The 15,550-nt window shown below is 58.5% G+C and carries 13 protein-coding genes and 1 tRNA gene; 7 read left to right on the top strand and 7 right to left on the bottom strand.

Annotated elements, in window-relative coordinates; all coding sequences use genetic code 11:
• Positions 1 to 318 precede the first annotated feature (318 nt).
• From ACNSPV_RS00270 to ACNSPV_RS00260, 3 genes are read left to right on the top strand one after another with little or no spacing between them, the layout of a single operon-like run.
• Complete coding sequence (locus tag ACNSPV_RS00270; RefSeq protein ID WP_348585010.1) at positions 319 to 753, top strand: plasmid mobilization protein; 435 nt, start codon at positions 319 to 321, stop codon at positions 751 to 753.
• A complete protein-coding gene (locus ACNSPV_RS00265) occupies positions 725 to 2,275 on the top strand; it encodes a relaxase/mobilization nuclease domain-containing protein (RefSeq protein ID WP_348585011.1) in 1,551 nt (516 codons plus the stop codon). The genes ACNSPV_RS00270 and ACNSPV_RS00265 overlap by 29 nt, the downstream gene beginning before the upstream one ends.
• Before the next feature lie 12 nt (positions 2,276 to 2,287).
• On the top strand, positions 2,288 to 3,226 hold the full coding sequence (locus tag ACNSPV_RS00260; protein ID WP_005922692.1) for a hypothetical protein: 939 nt from the start codon (positions 2,288 to 2,290) through the stop codon (positions 3,224 to 3,226).
• Between the two features lie 310 nt (positions 3,227 to 3,536).
• On the opposite strand, the gene ACNSPV_RS00255 is transcribed toward ACNSPV_RS00260, so the two are convergent.
• Both ACNSPV_RS00255 and ACNSPV_RS00250 read right to left on the bottom strand, forming a co-directional pair.
• Positions 3,537 to 3,788, bottom strand: a complete 252-nt coding sequence (locus ACNSPV_RS00255) for a DUF6061 family protein (protein ID WP_005922694.1) — start codon at positions 3,786 to 3,788, stop codon at positions 3,537 to 3,539.
• Positions 3,789 to 3,967: 179 nt separating this feature from the next.
• Positions 3,968 to 4,054 (bottom strand) — tRNA-Leu (locus ACNSPV_RS00250).
• 340 nt (positions 4,055 to 4,394) lie between these two features.
• Here ACNSPV_RS00250 and ACNSPV_RS00245 point away from each other — a divergent pair.
• Together ACNSPV_RS00245 and ACNSPV_RS00240 are read left to right on the top strand one after the other, a co-directional pair.
• Positions 4,395 to 4,769 (top strand): DUF3592 domain-containing protein, encoded by a 375-nt coding sequence (locus tag ACNSPV_RS00245; RefSeq protein ID WP_348585012.1) that lies wholly within the window; start codon positions 4,395 to 4,397, stop codon positions 4,767 to 4,769.
• Positions 4,770 to 4,784: 15 nt separating this feature from the next.
• Positions 4,785 to 5,738 (top strand): FKBP-type peptidylprolyl isomerase, encoded by a 954-nt coding sequence (locus tag ACNSPV_RS00240; RefSeq protein ID WP_348585013.1) that lies wholly within the window; start codon positions 4,785 to 4,787, stop codon positions 5,736 to 5,738.
• A 57-nt stretch (positions 5,739 to 5,795) separates the two neighbouring features.
• Here ACNSPV_RS00240 and ACNSPV_RS00235 read toward each other — a convergent pair whose 3' ends face one another.
• Both ACNSPV_RS00235 and ACNSPV_RS00230 read right to left on the bottom strand, forming a co-directional pair.
• On the bottom strand, positions 5,796 to 7,571 hold the full coding sequence (locus ACNSPV_RS00235) for an ABC transporter ATP-binding protein (protein WP_348585014.1): 1,776 nt from the start codon (positions 7,569 to 7,571) through the stop codon (positions 5,796 to 5,798).
• Positions 7,568 to 9,307, bottom strand: coding sequence for an ABC transporter ATP-binding protein (locus ACNSPV_RS00230; RefSeq protein ID WP_348585015.1), 1,740 nt, complete (start codon positions 9,305 to 9,307; stop codon positions 7,568 to 7,570). Before ACNSPV_RS00230 ends, ACNSPV_RS00235 begins: the two co-directional genes overlap by 4 nt.
• 278 nt (positions 9,308 to 9,585) lie before the next feature.
• On the opposite strand from ACNSPV_RS00230, the gene ACNSPV_RS00225 reads away from it, so the two are divergent.
• A complete protein-coding gene (locus tag ACNSPV_RS00225; protein WP_348585016.1) occupies positions 9,586 to 10,686 on the top strand; it encodes an SseB family protein in 1,101 nt (366 codons plus the stop codon).
• An 84-nt stretch (positions 10,687 to 10,770) separates the two neighbouring features.
• Positions 10,771 to 12,588 (top strand): molecular chaperone DnaK, encoded by a 1,818-nt coding sequence (gene dnaK, locus ACNSPV_RS00220; RefSeq protein WP_348585017.1) that lies wholly within the window; start codon positions 10,771 to 10,773, stop codon positions 12,586 to 12,588.
• Between the two features lie 202 nt (positions 12,589 to 12,790).
• Here dnaK and ACNSPV_RS00215 read toward each other — a convergent pair whose 3' ends face one another.
• The 3 genes from ACNSPV_RS00215 to ACNSPV_RS00205 form a co-directional block, all read right to left on the bottom strand.
• Positions 12,791 to 13,555 carry an amino acid ABC transporter ATP-binding protein gene (locus tag ACNSPV_RS00215; RefSeq protein WP_316543517.1) on the bottom strand — a complete coding sequence of 255 codons (765 nt, stop codon included), beginning with the start codon at positions 13,553 to 13,555 and terminating at the stop codon, positions 12,791 to 12,793.
• Positions 13,545 to 14,309, bottom strand: coding sequence for an amino acid ABC transporter permease (locus tag ACNSPV_RS00210; RefSeq protein ID WP_348585018.1), 765 nt, complete (start codon positions 14,307 to 14,309; stop codon positions 13,545 to 13,547). The genes ACNSPV_RS00215 and ACNSPV_RS00210 overlap by 11 nt, the downstream gene beginning before the upstream one ends.
• Before the next feature lie 119 nt (positions 14,310 to 14,428).
• On the bottom strand, positions 14,429 to 15,265 hold the full coding sequence (locus ACNSPV_RS00205; protein ID WP_348585019.1) for an amino acid ABC transporter substrate-binding protein: 837 nt from the start codon (positions 15,263 to 15,265) through the stop codon (positions 14,429 to 14,431).
• Positions 15,266 to 15,550 lie beyond the last annotated feature (285 nt).

Here is a 15,550-nt window from a genome sequence, read left to right as displayed (position 1 = left end):
AAACGGCGATCAACATACACGAGCAGCGGAACTCTCTACTTATTTTTGCGTCTTAACAATTCGGAAACAACTTTCGGAAATGCGTTTTGAGCGCAGCGGTGGAGAGCAAGAACCGTCCCGTGGCCACAAATTTTCAATTCTTGAAAATGTTGTGCTCCACCGGGACTTCACATCTGCAACTCTTGCGAGTTTTGATGTGATCTTGTTGGGGCGTACCTGCCCCAAACCCTGCTCATATTCGCACCTTGCGGTGCGAAAGAACGGCGTGTCGTGCTTACATAGCTCCACCGAGGAGCTAGCGAAACGACAGGAGGTTCAATGAACAAAACGAATGTCAAAACGAAACCCAGCACGACCCACCGCCACGACACGCCGAACAACAAAACGCACATCATCAAGTTCCGTGTGACGGAAACTGAAAAGATGGAACTCCAATGCACAGCAAAACTCCTTCATCTCTCCCTGTCCACCCTCATCCGCCGTGCGCTGCACAATGCGAAGATCGAGCGCACCGTTGTCGTTGCCGGCGGCGGAGAAGAAACCCTGACTGCCGTTTCCACTCTGCTTGCCCAGTGCAGCAGGGTGGGCGGCAACCTGAACCAACTCGCACGACACTTCAACTCCGGCGGAGCAGACACCGAACAGCTCCGGGCGAAACTTCTGGACGAACTTGCAGACCTGACTGCCTTCCGGCTCAACGCCGAGAAAGTTCTGGGTAAACTGTATGGCAACGCTGAAGCATATCTCCTCTAAAAATTCGGACTACTCTGCCGCTGAGACCTATCTGGTTTACCAGCACGATGAATTTTCCGGCAAGAAAATTCTGGATGAACAGAGCAGACCCAAGCTGCGGGAATCGTACATTCTGGACACCCTTGAATGCGGCGAAGCCTCGTTTGCAATGGCCTGCCTGCTGGCAAACCGGAAGTACGACAAGAACAACCACCCGGATGACATCAAGAGTCACCAGTATATCATCAGCTTCGACCCGCGGGATGCAGCCGAAAATGGGCTGACGATGGAAAAGGCACAGGCCCTCGGCCTGAACTTCTGCAAAGAGAACTTTCCCGGTCATCCTGCTATCGTCTGCACCCACCCGGACGGACACAACCATTCGGGAAATATCCATGTCCACATCGTGATCGGCAGCGTCCGGACACGAGAAGTGGAGCGCAAGCCCTATATGCAAAAGCCCCGTGACTGGCGTGAGGGCATGAAGCATTCCAGCACAGCCCAGACCATGCGGCACCTGCGTGTCGCAGTCATGGAAATGTGTCAGGATGCCAAGCTGTACCAGATCGACCTGCTCAGCTCGAAAAAGCGTGTGAGCGAGCGTGAATACTGGATGAAACGGCGCAGTCAAATGAAACTCGACCGTGAAAACGCTGCCCTGCTTGCCGCCGGACAGCAGCCTACACAAACGGAGTTTGAAACCGCAAAGGAGACTTTGCGGAAACAGATCTCGGATGTGCTGGACAATGCAGCGAGCTTTGAAGATTTCTCGGACAGGCTCTTGCAGCAGTACGGCATCACGGTCAAGAAAAGCCGTGGGCGGCTCAGCTACCTGCCAGCCGGAAGAAAGAAGTTTATCCGGGCGCACAGCCTCGGTGACAAGTTTGAGAAAGAACTCGTGCTTGCCACCTTGAAAGAAAATGCCAAGAGCCAGCCCATTATCCTCCACAGCAATCTTGAGGAAAAACCCGACCGAATCAAGAAGCTGGTGGACATTCAGGCAAAACTGAAGCAGGGCAAGGGCATCGGCTATGAGCGTTGGGCGAAGAAGCACAACCTCAAAGCCATGGCGCAGACCTTGATTCTTTTGCAGGAGAAAGGTCTGCTCAACGAGGACGCACTCGACCAGAGAATTGCAGAGCTTGACACCAAGTTCCATGAATCGCTGGCCGTAGTGAAAGACCTCGAAACCCGCATGGCAAACAACCAAACACTGCGCCGTTATGCTGCTTCCTACAAGCAGTACCGACCGCTCGCGCAGAAACGGAACGCTGCCAAATCCCCCGCAACCTTTGAAGAACAGCATCGTGCAGAGCTGACAGCATACCGGACAGCAGCAGCCTATCTCAAGGCAAACAACATCACTAAACTGCCAAGTCCGAACAAGCTGGAAGCGGAATACTGCGCTCTTGCTTCCGAAAAGGCCCAGTTCTATGAGCAGTACAAGGAAGCCAAGATCGAACTGCTCAAGCTGAAAGATGCAAAACAGAATGTTGCCCTGTTCTTCCGGGAGGACGAACGGACGCAACATCACGAGAGATAAGGAGTTGTGCGTATGATCAATCTGAAAATCGACCCGGAGTTCCAGAATCAGATCCCGCCGCTGACGGACGATGAGTACAAGCAGCTTGAAGAAAACATCCTCAAGGAAGGCAAGCTGCTCTCTCCTTTGATCGTCTGGAACAACACCCTCGTTGACGGCCACAATCGTTATGCAATTCTCCAGAAGCACCCGGAGATTTGCTTTTCCACCATGCCGCTCCGATTTGAAAGCAGAGAAGAAGTCCTCGCATGGATCTGCAAGAATCAGTTGGGGCGGCGCAACCTCACCCCGGAGCAGAAGCTGTTCCTCATCGGGAAGCAATATGAAGCGGAAAAATCCTCTCATGGCGAAGCCCGCAAAGAATCGCATGATGAAAATGGCCGATTTCACCGGAGTTCTCAAACTGATAACTCCGGTGAAGCCATGAAAACCTGCGAACGAATCGCAGAGGAAAATGGTGTAAGCAAGGCAACTGTACTTCGCGCATCGAAGTACATGAAAGGTGTTGAAATTGCTGAATCCCTGATTCCCGGTATGCGGGAGAAGATTCTGAACAAACAGGTAAAAGTCAGCAAGGCTGATATGCACCGCCTTGCACGAGCCAACTATGATGCCCGCGCACAGACCTTGCAGGAAATCCTGCACCCGGAACTGAAAGTTGAACCGAAACCGGATGCCGATGGCATCATCCGGGAACCGGGAAAGGCACCTGTATTGCCGTTTCAGAAAATCGAATCGGTTTACGACAGCGATGCTTACCCGGAAGAAGTGCGGCATGATTATGTCGCACTGGAACACGTTACAACACGTTTCCGCACAGAGTTTGACTATCTTCTGAGAACTATGCCAGACACAGCACAGCGAGAAGTCATTCTCGAAATCATCCACAAGCACAAGGAGTACCTTGCTTCGCTGGAATCTGCGCTCGCAGAGGATGAGCAGACAGCATAACAACAGGCACATTGTATGCTGTCAACAGAAATCCAAAGGAGTGTGCGTTTGAACAAAAAGAAAAAGTCCACAAATATTTCCCCTTACCCCGATGAAGCCATCGAACGACTGGCACGGGCATTCTATCCGGCGATCCTTGCCTGCTGGAACAGCGAGGAAGGTCAACGGGAATTTGCTGCATGGCAGGCGGAACAGGCTCATATCGCAACCAAAGAAAAACAGGAAGTTCCCGTCGGGGAACTCCCTGCCTTACTTATCGTGTGTGGATTTTTGCAGGGTGCGTCCGGCAGGGCGCACCCTGTTTTTGCGTTCAGTCCTCTAATCCGTGACTTCCAGCCGCATTTCTCAGATACTCCTCTGGCTCACCGTTCAAAATTAGCTCTGCATACGCCAGCGGGTCATTGTAGATGAGGTAGTCCAGTTCAGACCTCTGCGCCATGGTAACATCCAGTGCATCCTCGACACCGGTGCAGTTGATGGAAATTTTGCGCCCATCCCGGAGCAGCAGCTCCACACAGCCGGTGCCCATGTTAAACTGACAGGCTCTTGCATCGTACTTCATAATCTTGCGTCCCTTCTGCCTTACGGCACTCTTACTGTTGTGACCTTCGTGATACGGTCTTTCTTCTGATAAGGTTTTGGACACACAGCCGTAAGGGAAGAGCCATTGTTCTCGTTTCCGAAGAAAACAAAAAATCCGAGCCCTTCTCCTATCGAGAAAAGGTTCGGATTTTCATGGTTTGGTGCGGATAAGAGGACTTGAACCTCCACCGAGTTGCCCCGATTAGAACCTGAATCTAACGCGTCTGCCAATTCCGCCATATCCGCATATTCTGTTGTGTTCGTGAGCTGTGCTGCTCGGAACGATAGTTATTATACCAGATATACGAAGAATGTCAAGCATTATTTTCAGATTTTCTCGACAAATTTTTGCGGCAAAATTGATGCACTCTGAATAGCCGCTGCAGGGCGAAATTTTCGCCAAAGTGTGATACAATAAACAAGACGCGCTGCGGGTGCTCCTGTATGCGCAGACTAAGAAGCTGCTTTTGCACACCGCAGCACACCGCTGCGCGGCCCGCTTGCTGCCATACCGGCAGTGGCGCGGTGTCGGCCCGGTGCGCCCCGGCGCGGGAAAGCGGCTGCCGAGAAAATGAGGGAAAACAGAATGTTCAATGTTATCATTTTCCTGCTGGGGGCAGGCATCATGTTCTTTATGGCGCTGCGCAGTGTGCTGGCACGGCGCAGGCTGTGCACGCAGGGGCAGAAGGTCACGGCCACGGTGGAGGGCACCGTGCAGAGCCGGGATGGTGGTGCCTATGTGCTGGCCTTTACCACCGCAGGCGGCAGCCATCGGCTGCACTACCCGAAGCCTGCGCGGGGCAAGAGCTTTGCGGTGGGGGATACCGTCACCTTATACTATGACCCCGACGCCCCGGAGAAGATGTACGTGGAAGGCGACCGGGCCACGTTGGGAGCCGAGGTGCTGTATGCCGTGCTGGGTGTGGTCCTGCTGGTGCTGACCGTGGGCATTGCCCGCTGAAAGGGGGAAAAGAGGATGAAACTGGAACATTTTGGCATGGCTGAGCCGGGCGACTGCCGACTGGTATTCACAGCAGGTGCCGAGGAACTGGCGGCAGCCATTGCACAGGTGCAGGCAGGGCCGGACGCGCCGCAGGAAGAGGACGGTCTGCTGACTGAGGCGGTGAACCGCACCATTCTGGGCGGCTTTTCGGCGCTGTATGAGCAGCTGGTGCGGGAGTACCATGTGGTGCCGGTGACCGACCCGGATTTTGAATTGCTGGCGGTGAACCGGGCTGAGGGCTTCCGGGCGGGGGCGCAGTTCTACGCGCTGCCGCCGCTGGAAGTGGGGCAGTACACCGGTTTCGTGCAGGCCGTGGAGCCGCACCCCATCCGGCAGCTGACCATTGAACTGGAAATCAACCGTCACCACGGCGACGAGGAGCGTGCAGCCGATGCTGCGGGCAAGGCTGCGCTGCGCCGGCAGGTGGCCCGGGACATCTGGGCTCAGCGCTGCGCACAGGCGGTGCAGCGTGCCCGCAGGGAGCTGGTGTGGCAGCTGGGCGATGCGGTAACGGGCACACTGCCCAAACAGCTGGTGGGCGGTAATTACTTTGCCGAGCAGCGGCAGTTCAACCTGAGCCTGCAGGCCAACGGCATCAACTTTGACCAGTTCCTCAAGGTGCGCGGTCAGACCGTGGAGGAGTTCCGCGTCTGGCTCCACACGCAGGCAGAGCGCAAGCTGCGCAGCTGGCTGGGCCTGTTGCTGGTGGCGGAAAAAGAGGGCCTTGCCCCCTCGGACGCCGAGGTGGAAGCAGCCGCTGCCCACTGGGACGCGAAGCTGGACGGCGAGCGTACCTTCCCGGCCAACGATGCACGCAAGGTGCGCCAGCGTCTGGCCCGGGAGAGGGCAGAGCAGTTCATCGTGGAGCATTCCACCCTCACTCCGCCGCCCACTGAACCCATCGTGCAAAAAGTTGAAAGCAAATAATAACAAAAAGGAGAGATGCAACGCATCTCTCCTTTTTGCTATTATTATCAGAGGCTCTCAGGTCTCCACGCCCTCGAACTGGCTGTTGTAGAGCTTGGCGTAGAAGCCGTCTGCCGCCAGCAGCTGGTCGTGATCGCCCTGCTCCACGATGCGGCCGTCCTTCATCACAAGGATGAGGTCTGCCTCCCGGATGGTGGAAAGGCGGTGGGCCACGATGAAGCTGGTGCGGCCCTGCATCATGCGGGCAAAGGCTTTCTGGATGCGCACCTCGGTGCGGGTATCGATGGAGGAGGTGGCCTCGTCCAAAATCAGCATCGGCGGCAGGCAGAGCATCACGCGGGCGATGCACAGCAGCTGCTTCTGGCCCTGACTGATATTGCCGCCGTCCTCGGCGATGACGGTGTCGTAACCCTCGGGCAGGCGGCGGATGAAGCTGTCGGCGTGGGCGGCTTTGGCTGCCGCCACCACTTCTTCCAGCGTGGCGTCCGGCTTGCCGTAGGCGATGTTCTCCCGCACGGTACCGGCCCGCAGCCAGGTGTCCTGCAGCACCATGCCGTAGCTGCCGCGCAGGGAAGCGCGGGTCACATCCCGAATGTCAGTGCCGGATACTTTGATGCTGCCGCCGTTCACGTCATAGAACCGCATGAGCAGGTTGATGAGGGTGGTCTTGCCGCAGCCCGTAGGGCCCACGATGGCGATGCGCTGACCGGGCTTCACGTCGAGGCTCAGCCCCTCGATCAGCGGGCGGTCGGGCAGGTAGCGGAAGGAGACGCTTTCCAGCTGCACATGACCGTCCGGCTGCAGTACGGGGGCGTTCGCGGCTTCCGGCACCTGATCGTCGGCGTCCAGCAGGTCGAACACGCGGGCCGCACAGGCCAGAGCGTTCTGCAGCTCCGTTACCACGCCGGAGATCTCGTTGAAGGGCTTGGTGTACTGGTTGGCGTAGCTCAAAAACACGCTCAGCTGGCCGATGGTGATGCCGCCCCGCACTGCGTACACGGCACCCACAAGGCCCACGCCTGCGTACACGATGTTGTTCACAAAGCGGGTGGCGGGGTTGGTCAGACTGGAAAAGAAGATGGCCTTCAGGCTCACATCCTGCAGACGGCTGTTCACCTCATCAAAGGCGGCAAGGCTCTCGGTCTCGTGGCCGAAGGCCTGCACCACCTTCTGGCCCTCGATCATCTCGTTGACCAGCGCGGTCTGCTCGCCGCGTACGGTGCTCTGGCTCTGGAAGTAACCATAGCTGCGCTTGGCAAGGAAGCTTGCCACCACAAGGCTGAGCGGGGTGATGCACACCACCACCAGCGTGATGGGCACGTTCTCGCTGAGCATGAAGAGCAATGTGCCCAGAATGGTCAAAATGCCGCTGAACAGCTGGGTGAAGCCCACCAGCAGGCCGTCCGCAAAGGTGTCCACATCTGCCACCATGCGGCTCACGATGTCGCCGGAGGGGTGGCTGTCCAGATAGGACAGCGGCAGGGTCTGGATCTTGCGCAGGGCTTCGTTGCGCAGGTCGCGGCTGACAAGAAAGGTGATGCGGTTGTTGCACACGCTCAGCAGCCACTGGGCCAGCGCAGCCGCTGCGGCTACCACCAGCACTTCAATCATAATGCGCATCACACCGCCAAAATCCACGGTGCCTTTGCCCAGCATCAGATCGATGGCGCTGCCGCACAGGATGGGAATATACAGCTGTGCGCCCACGCTCACGGCAGCCACCACAAGGCTGCACACTACAAACAGGGAATAAGGTCTGATCTTGCCCAGAACACGGGTCAGGGTGGCCTTGCGCTGCTGCGGGGTCAGCCTGTTTTTTGCTTTTGCACTCATTTCTGCGCATCCCCTTTCTTGAACTGGCTCTCGTAGATCTCCTCGTAGACGGGGCAGGTCTGGCGCAGCTGGTCGTGGGTGCCGATGCCCACCAGATGGCCGTCGTCCAGCACCAGAATCTGATCCGCGTGCTGCAGGCTGGCGGCACGCTGGCTCACGATGAACACGGTCAGGCTGCCGGGCAGAGCCGCCAGTGCCTTGCGCAGGGCGGCGTCGGTGGCGTAGTCCAGTGCGCTGGAGCTGTCGTCCAGAATGAGGATGTCCGGCCTGCCCACAAGGGCGCGGGCAATGGTCAGGCGCTGCTTCTGGCCGCCGGACAGGTTGCGGCCGCCCTGCTCCACAGGCTCGTCCAGCCCAAGGGGCTTCGCCCGGACAAATTCTGCCGCCTGTGCGGTCTCAAGAGCCTGCCACAGCTCTTCATCCGAGGCATTTTTGCGGCCCCACAGCAGGTTGGAGCGGATGGTGCCGCCGAACAGCTGGGCCTTCTGCATCACCACGGCCACCTTGCCGCGCAGTGCTTCGCGGGGGTAGCTGCGGACGTCGCGGCCCATGATCTCCACCCTGCCCTCGGTGGCATCGTAGAAGCGGGGGATAAGGTTTACCAGACTGGATTTGCCGCTGCCGGTGCCGCCGATGACGCCGATGGTCTGGCCCTGCTTTGCGGTAAAGCTGATGTCGGAAAGGCTGGGTGCGCCTGCGCCCGCGTAGGTCAGGCTTACGTGGTCAAAGCGAACGGCATCGCCGGTTTTTGCGGCAGGCACCTCGCCCAGAAGCTTTTCCGGGAAGGCCATGCCGGGCTGCGTGTCCAGTACAGCCTGCACGCGGCCTGCGCAGGCAAGGCCCTTGCTCACCTGCACGATGAGGTTGGCCAGCTTGACCAGCTCCACCAGGATCTGGTTCATATAGTTTACCAGAGCAATGACGTCGCCGGAGGCCATGCCGCCCACATTGATCTCAATGCTGCCCACGTACAGCAGCACCACGATGGCAATGTTGATGAGCACATAGGTCAGCGGGTTCATCAGGGCAGAAATGTGGCCCACATGCAGCTGCATCCGGGTCAGCAGGTCGTTGGCGTTCTCAAAGCGCTCCACCTCGCTGGCTTCCTTATCAAAGGCGCGCACGACACGCACACCGGTCAGGTTCTCGCGGGTCAGGCCCAGCACGCGGTCCAGACGGTTCTGCACCGTTTTATACAGGGGCCGCGTGGCTGCCATGATGCTGAACACCACCACGCTCAGCAGCGGGATGGTGACAACAAAGATCAGCGCGGCCCGGGCGTTGACCGTAAAGGCCATGACCATGGCACCGATGACCACGAACGGGCTGCGCAGGAACAGGCGCAAAAACAGGTTCAGGCCGTTCTGCACCTGATTCATGTCGCTGGTCATGCGGGTGATGAGGGTACTGGTGCCCAGCGTGTCCATCTCGGTAAAGCTCAGGGTCTGGATATGCGCAAACAGGGCATGGCGCAGGGCTGTGGAATAGCCCACCGCCGCCTTTGCGGAAAAATACTGCGCCGTCAGGCTGCAGACAAGGCCGATGAAAGCCAGCAACAGCAAAAGTCCGCACCGCACAAGGATATAGTGAAAATCGTGGGCGGCAATGCCGACGTTCACGATGTCCGCCATCACCAGCGGCACGAACAGGTCGAACGTAGCTTCCAGCATCTTGAAAAGGGGAGCAAGCGCAGCCACGCGCCTGTAGCCCTTCAGGTAGCTCAGCATCTTGTTCAAGGCGGTTCTCCTTCTTTCTGTACATTATTAAATAAAACCATCTTATTATAGCGCAGAAAAAGGCAAAATGCCATAGGAAAATAACCCTCTTAGTCTCGCGTTCGGCCGCCAAGGGGGAGTTTTCTGGTGCTTGACCGTCAGATGCATAAAAGCTCGCCCTTCGGGAGAGCTGGCAAACCCGTAGGGTTTGACTGAGAGGGTTTCAACTGTTGATTGAGAAATTGCGCAAAACCTGTTATACTGAAATAGATTACAGAAACTGGAAGAATGGTGAGCAGATGGCAAGAAGAGCAGATGGCGGCATCCGGCTGCGCCCGGTGGGCACCCACAAGCGTCGGCAGACCGCCCCGACCTACAGCCCGGCGGGGACCGGCTGCCCGGCCTTTGAGCAGGCAGTGGAAAATCTTTACAAGGGCCAGAACGAGGAAGCGTTCTGGACGCTGATGGGCGCACTGAACTATGCGCTGGAAATGGAGACCCATGTTCTGGTGCCGCTGCAGACGGCTCTGACCGTGCACAACATGCCCGCTCCATGGACGGAGCACCCGGTCCCGGCCGAAAAGGCAAAGGGCCTGCAGCTGTGGACCCTGCGCAATGACAAGGGCCGCACATGGCTGCCGCTGTTCACCTCCGGCGCTGCGGCCTGCGGCGACCGCAGCACCGCCGCCCGGCCTATGGCGGACTACACGCTGCAGGATGCTATGGAGCTGGCCCTCAGCACCCCGGGCATCGATGGCGTGGTGCTGGACCCGTGGAGCCACTCGGCTACGCTGGATGGGGCACTGCTCAACGGTCTGCTGCACGCGGGTCACACCCCCGAGGAACCCGGAGACGAGGAGGCGGACGCCGGAAAGGAAGCCGCCCGCAAGGGCTGCTGGGAACAGGCGGTGGAATGCTTTGAAAAAGCCGCCGAGCTTGGCAGCGCCATGGGACTTTCCCGGCTGGCAGACTGCATCTATAAGGGCCGCGGCACCCGGCCCGGCCGCACACAGGCCCGCCGCATGTGGAAGGAAGCCGCAGAGAGTGGCGAGGTGCTCTCCATGATCGCTTTGGGCGATGACTGCGCCGCCCGGGGTGAGACGGGCAGAGCGCTGATCTGGTACCGGAAAGCGCGGGAAGCCGCTGCCCACATGCCGGATATCGAGTACACCCCGCAGGTGTGCCTGCGCATGGCCCAGACCGAGACCCGCTACACCAGCCGCAAAAAGGCGCTGGCGCTTGCGGCAGAAGCAAGGCAGGGTTTTGCCCTTCTGGACCGGGAACAGGAGCCGGACGCGGCCCAGTGGCTGGCCGAGGCGGAACAGCTCATCCGGGAGCTGACCGCTGAGCCGCCTGCACAGCCTGCAGCCTATGACATGGATTCTTTACAATTGGACTAAAAAAGCGTCATACAGATACGCTACAATAATCAGAAAATGATAAAAATTCTGTGCAGAAACGGCACCGGAGAGGAAACAGACGATATGAGCAAAGTGATCGGCATTGATCTGGGTACGACCAATTCCTGTGTGGCAGTGGTGGAGGGCGGCAAGCCCGTGGTCATCACCAATGCGGAGGGCGAGCGCACCACCCCCAGCGTTGTGGCCTTTACCAAAGATGGGGAGCGTCTGGTGGGCGGCGCAGCCAAGCGCCAGATCGCCACGAACTCCGGGCGCACCATTTCCAGCATCAAGCGCCACATGGGCTCCGATTACCGGGTGCATATCGACGGCAAGGACCTGACCCCGCAGGAGATCAGCGCCATGATCTTAGCCAAGATCCGCCGCGATGCTGAGAGCTATCTGGGTGAGCCGGTGACCGAGGCGGTCATCACGGTGCCCGCCTACTTTGACGACAGCCAGCGCAAGGCCACGCAGGACGCGGGCCGCATCGCGGGCCTGAACGTGCTGCGCATCATCAACGAGCCTACTGCCGCTGCTGTGGCCTACGGTCTGGATAACGAAGCGGCGCAGAAGATCCTTGTCTATGATCTGGGCGGCGGCACCTTTGATGTGTCCATCATCGAGATCGAGGACGGGACTTTTACGGTGCTTGCCACCGGCGGCGACACCCATCTGGGCGGCGACGACTTCGACCAGCGCATCGTGGAGTATGCCGTGGCAGAGTTCAAGAAGTCTGACCGCATCGACCTCAGCCGCGACCCCGCTGCCATGGGCCGCCTGAAGGAAGAGGCTGAAAAGGCCAAGAAGGAGCTTTCCGCCGCGCCGTCCGCACAGCTGAACCTGCCGTTCATTGCGGTGGGCAAGGACGGTCCGCACCATCTGGACCTTTCGCTGTCCCGCCCGCAGTTTGAGATGATGACCGGCGACCTGCTGGCCCGCACAGTGGCTCCCGTGCAGAATGCCCTGCGGGACGCAGGCATTTCCGCCAGCCAGCTGGGTAAGGTGCTGCTGGTGGGCGGCAGCACCCGGATGCCTGCGGTGGAGCGTCAGGTGAAGGAGCTGCTGGGCTGCGAACCCAGTCACAACCTGAACCCCGACGAGTGCGTTGCCATGGGCGCTGCCGTGCAGGGCGGTCTGCTGCAGGGCGGCGGCAAGCTGGCCGGTGCCACCGGCGCAGCCGCGCAGGGCCTTGTGCTGATGGATGTGACCCCGCTGACCCTCTCCATTGAGACGCTGGGCGGCGTAGCAACCCCTCTGATTACCCGCAACAGCATGATTCCCACCCGCAAGAGCCAGATCTTCACCACCGCACGGCCCATGCAGACCAGCGTGGAGATCAACGTGCTGCAGGGCGAGCGCCATTTTGCCCGCGACAACAAGAGTCTGGGCAAATTCAAGCTCACCGGCATCCGGGCAAGCTTTTCTTCCAAGCCGCAGATCGAAGTTACCTTTGATATCGACGTGAACGGCGTGGTGAAGGTATCTGCCAAGGACCTTGGCACCGGCCGGGAGCAGAACATCACCATCACCGGCAGCACGAACCTTTCTGAGAACGAGATCCAGCGCGCCATGGCGGACGCTGCCGCCTACGAGGCCGAGGACAGCCGCCGCAAGGAGCGGCTGGACCTGCACAATCAGGCCGAGGTGCTGGCCTACAAGGTGGACGAGGCTCTTTCCAAATGCAAAAAGGAGCTGGACAAGGACGAGAAGAACCGCGTCAAAACGGATCTCGCCAACCTCCGCCGCTGCCTGCGCAAGGATAAGCCCGAAAAGATGAATGAAAACGAGGAAGCCGCCCTGCGTCAGGCCAAGACCCAGCTGGAAGAGAGTGCAAACCATCTGATGGTGCTTTATACCAGTGAGCAGGACGGCAGCGATAACGGAGAAAATAATCTGTAACTTTATCAGCAGGACGGCAGATAGTTTCCTAAGCAAATGATCCGCTGGGGTGGGACCCTGTTGCCGCAGGCAATAGGGCAGGCGATGGAATGGCCCGTTGCGTTTGCGTGGAAAGCTATCTGATGGCCTGCATTATAAGAATAACAAAAAACCTCCGCTGTGTTTTGCACGGCGGAGGTTTTTGCTATGTGGTGGAAAAATATTACAGCATCTTGGAAAGGAACGCTTTCAGTCTGGGATGCTTCGGGTTGGTGAACAGTTCCTGCGGCGGCTCGTCCTCCTGGATCTTGCCGTCGTCGATGAAGATGACGCGGTTGGACACCTCGCGGGCAAAGCCCATTTCATGGGTGACCACCAGCATGGTGATGCCGGTGTGGGCCAGCTCCTTCATCAGTTCCAGAACCTCGCCCACCATTTCGGGGTCGAGGGCGCTGGTGGGCTCGTCGAACAGGATCACGTCCGGGTCCATGGCAAGGGCACGGGCAATGGCAATGCGCTGCTGCTGGCCGCCGGAAAGGCTCTTGGGGTAGGCGTCGGCCTTGTCGGACAGGCCCACGCGGGCCAGCAGCTCATCGGCCTTGTCGGAAATGGCCTGCTTATCCTTGAGCTTGAGCAGGGTGGGGGCCAGCTCAAGGTTCTTCTTCACGGTCAGGTGGGGGAAGAGGTTGAAGTGCTGGAACACCATGCCCATCTTCTGGCGCACAGCGTCGATGTGGGCTTCATCCACCTCGGTGCCCTCAAATTTGATGCTGCCGGAGGAGGGGATCTCCAACCGGTTCAGGCAGCGCAGAAAGGTGGATTTGCCGCAGCCGGAGGGGCCGATCAGGCAGACCACGTCGCCGCGGTAGATATCGATGTCAATGCCCTTCAGCACGTCCAGAGTGGGGGTGGGCTGCTTTGCGCCCTGCTTTTTTTCGCCGCCGTAGGTCTTTGTCAGGCCGCGGACTTCCAGAATCTTATCGGTCACTTTGAGCAAGCCTCCTCTCAAACTTTGCCAGCAGACGGGTGAACAGCATGACCAGCACAAGGTAGATCAGTGCAACGCCCAGCAGCGGGAACATGGCCTCGTAGGTGCGGTTCATGATGCCCTGTGCGGCGTACAGCAGCTCCTTGCCGCCGATGACCGTGATCAGGGAGGTATCCTTCAACAGGACGATGAACTCGTTGCCCAGTGCGGGCAGCACCGCACGGATGGCCTGCGGGATGATGATGACCACCATGGTGGTCATGTAGTTCAGGCCAAGGCTGCGTCCGGCCTCCATCTGGCCGGGGTCAACGGCCATCAGGCCGCCGCGGATGATCTCCGAAACATAGGCACCCGAGTTGATGCCCAGTGCCAGCGCACCCACCATGGTAAAGTTGCGGCTGTTGGCAAAGATGACCATGCTCATGATGAGCAGCTGCACCATCATGGGCGTGCCGCGGATGATGGTGGTGTACACCTGACACACCGCATTGAAGAAGCCCAGCACCGGGTTTCTGCGGCCGGGACGCTGCTGGTCGTGTGCCACACGCACCAGTGCCACCACGCTGCCCAGCACGATGCCCAGTGCCAGCGCAATGGCAGTGACCAGCAGGGTGGTGCCCACGCCGTTGATGTACTGGAGCCAGCGGTCTTTCAGGATGAACGCCTGATAAAACTTGAAAAAGAATTCCTGCTCGAAGTTGAGCGTAGTGCCGCTGTTGAGCAGCTCTTTGAGCAGTTCGTACTGTGCAGCCATTCGCATCCTCACTTTCCTGTTCTGATTTTGTTAATCTTTTGTAACCACTTATTTCCAAAAAAGGGGAGGTGCCCCAGTTGGGGGGCTGCCTCCCCGTGGCTCAGATGTCAGCCGCCGGATTATTCAGCGGTGATGTACTTGTCCACGATGGCCTGCAGGGTGCCGTCAGCCTTCAGCTCTTCCAGAACGGAGTTGACAGCGTCCTCCAGCGGAGAGTTCTTTGCCATGCCGATGGCGTAGTCTTCCTCGGCGTAGCTGGTATCCAGGATCTTCAGGCCGGGGTTGGCAGCAATGAACTCCTGGGCGGGAGCGTTGTCGATGACAACGGCATCCACCTGACCGTTGTTCAGAGCCTGCACAGCGGTCAGACCGTCGTCGTAAGCCACAACACTGTCGTCGCCGAAGTCATCGGAGCAGTAGATGTAGCCAGTGGTGCCGCGCTGGGTGCCGATCTTCTTGCCTGCCAGATCATCCGGGGAAGCAATGTCGGAGCCCTCGGGAACGATGATGGACTGGATGCCGGTAGCGTAGCTGTCGGAGAAGTCCATCACAGCCTTGCGCTCGTCGGTAACGGTGACGCCGGCCATAACGATGTCGGCCTTACCCTGCTGCACGCTCAGCAGAGCGGCGTCAAAGTCCATATCATCGATCTGCAGCTCCAGACCCAGCTTATCAGCGATGGCCTGAGCAGTCTCGATGTCGATACCCTCAAAATCGCCTGCATCGGTGGTCATTTCGTACGGAGGGAAGGCTGCATTGGTGGCCATGGTCAGCTTGCCGGCCTCAACGGTGGTCAGCTCGCCAGCGGCAGCGCTGGTGGAAGCAGCTGCGGAAGAAGCAGAGCTTGCCACGGAGGAAGCCACGCTGGAAGCGGAACCGCCGCAGGCGGTCAGAGCCAGAGCAGCAACGGACAGACCGGCAGCAGCCAGAAAGCTGCGACGAGAGATCTTTTTCATATTCAAACACTCCTCAAATGTACTGTATAGTTTCCGGCCCACCGGAACGATGCGATTCATCGAACAACCGGTGAACGGATTTAGTATAGATTGTACAAATTGAAAAGTCAATACTTGTGCAAAAAATCTGACGATTTGAAACCGAATTGATAACAATTATGCATTGCGGAGAAAGAAAAACTGCATATATACAAAAACTCCTTCCGCCACGGCGGATGCCGTGCCACCTCCCTCGCTGCGGGAGCTGGCGCACGAAGTGCGACGGAAGGAGTCTGGACGAGGCCG

This window comes from Faecalibacterium sp. 3 (assembly GCF_048323735.1).
In the GTDB taxonomy this organism is placed as follows: domain Bacteria; phylum Bacillota; class Clostridia; order Oscillospirales; family Ruminococcaceae; genus Faecalibacterium; species Faecalibacterium wellingii.
The sequence above is the reverse complement of the archived record's forward strand: the minus strand, read 5'-3'. Positions and strand labels throughout refer to the sequence as shown.

What these genes read in the sequence shown, in the direction of transcription:
- ACNSPV_RS00245 (WP_348585012.1), top strand. Translation starts at nt 4,395, where the DNA reads ATGTTCAATGTTATCATTTTCCTGCTGGGGGCAGGCATCATGTTCTTT.
- ACNSPV_RS00270 (WP_348585010.1), top strand. Translation starts at nt 319, where the DNA reads ATGAACAAAACGAATGTCAAAACGAAACCCAGCACGACCCACCGCCAC.
- ACNSPV_RS00205 (WP_348585019.1), bottom strand. Translation starts at nt 15,265, where the DNA reads ATGAAAAAGATCTCTCGTCGCAGCTTTCTGGCTGCTGCCGGTCTGTCC.
- ACNSPV_RS00260 (WP_005922692.1), top strand. Translation starts at nt 2,288, where the DNA reads ATGATCAATCTGAAAATCGACCCGGAGTTCCAGAATCAGATCCCGCCG.
- ACNSPV_RS00240 (WP_348585013.1), top strand. Translation starts at nt 4,785, where the DNA reads ATGAAACTGGAACATTTTGGCATGGCTGAGCCGGGCGACTGCCGACTG.
- ACNSPV_RS00210 (WP_348585018.1), bottom strand. Translation starts at nt 14,309, where the DNA reads ATGGCTGCACAGTACGAACTGCTCAAAGAGCTGCTCAACAGCGGCACT.
- dnaK (WP_348585017.1), top strand. Translation starts at nt 10,771, where the DNA reads ATGAGCAAAGTGATCGGCATTGATCTGGGTACGACCAATTCCTGTGTG.
- ACNSPV_RS00255 (WP_005922694.1), bottom strand. Translation starts at nt 3,788, where the DNA reads ATGAAGTACGATGCAAGAGCCTGTCAGTTTAACATGGGCACCGGCTGT.
- ACNSPV_RS00235 (WP_348585014.1), bottom strand. Translation starts at nt 7,571, where the DNA reads ATGAGTGCAAAAGCAAAAAACAGGCTGACCCCGCAGCAGCGCAAGGCC.
- ACNSPV_RS00225 (WP_348585016.1), top strand. Translation starts at nt 9,586, where the DNA reads ATGGCAAGAAGAGCAGATGGCGGCATCCGGCTGCGCCCGGTGGGCACC.
- ACNSPV_RS00265 (WP_348585011.1), top strand. Translation starts at nt 725, where the DNA reads ATGGCAACGCTGAAGCATATCTCCTCTAAAAATTCGGACTACTCTGCC.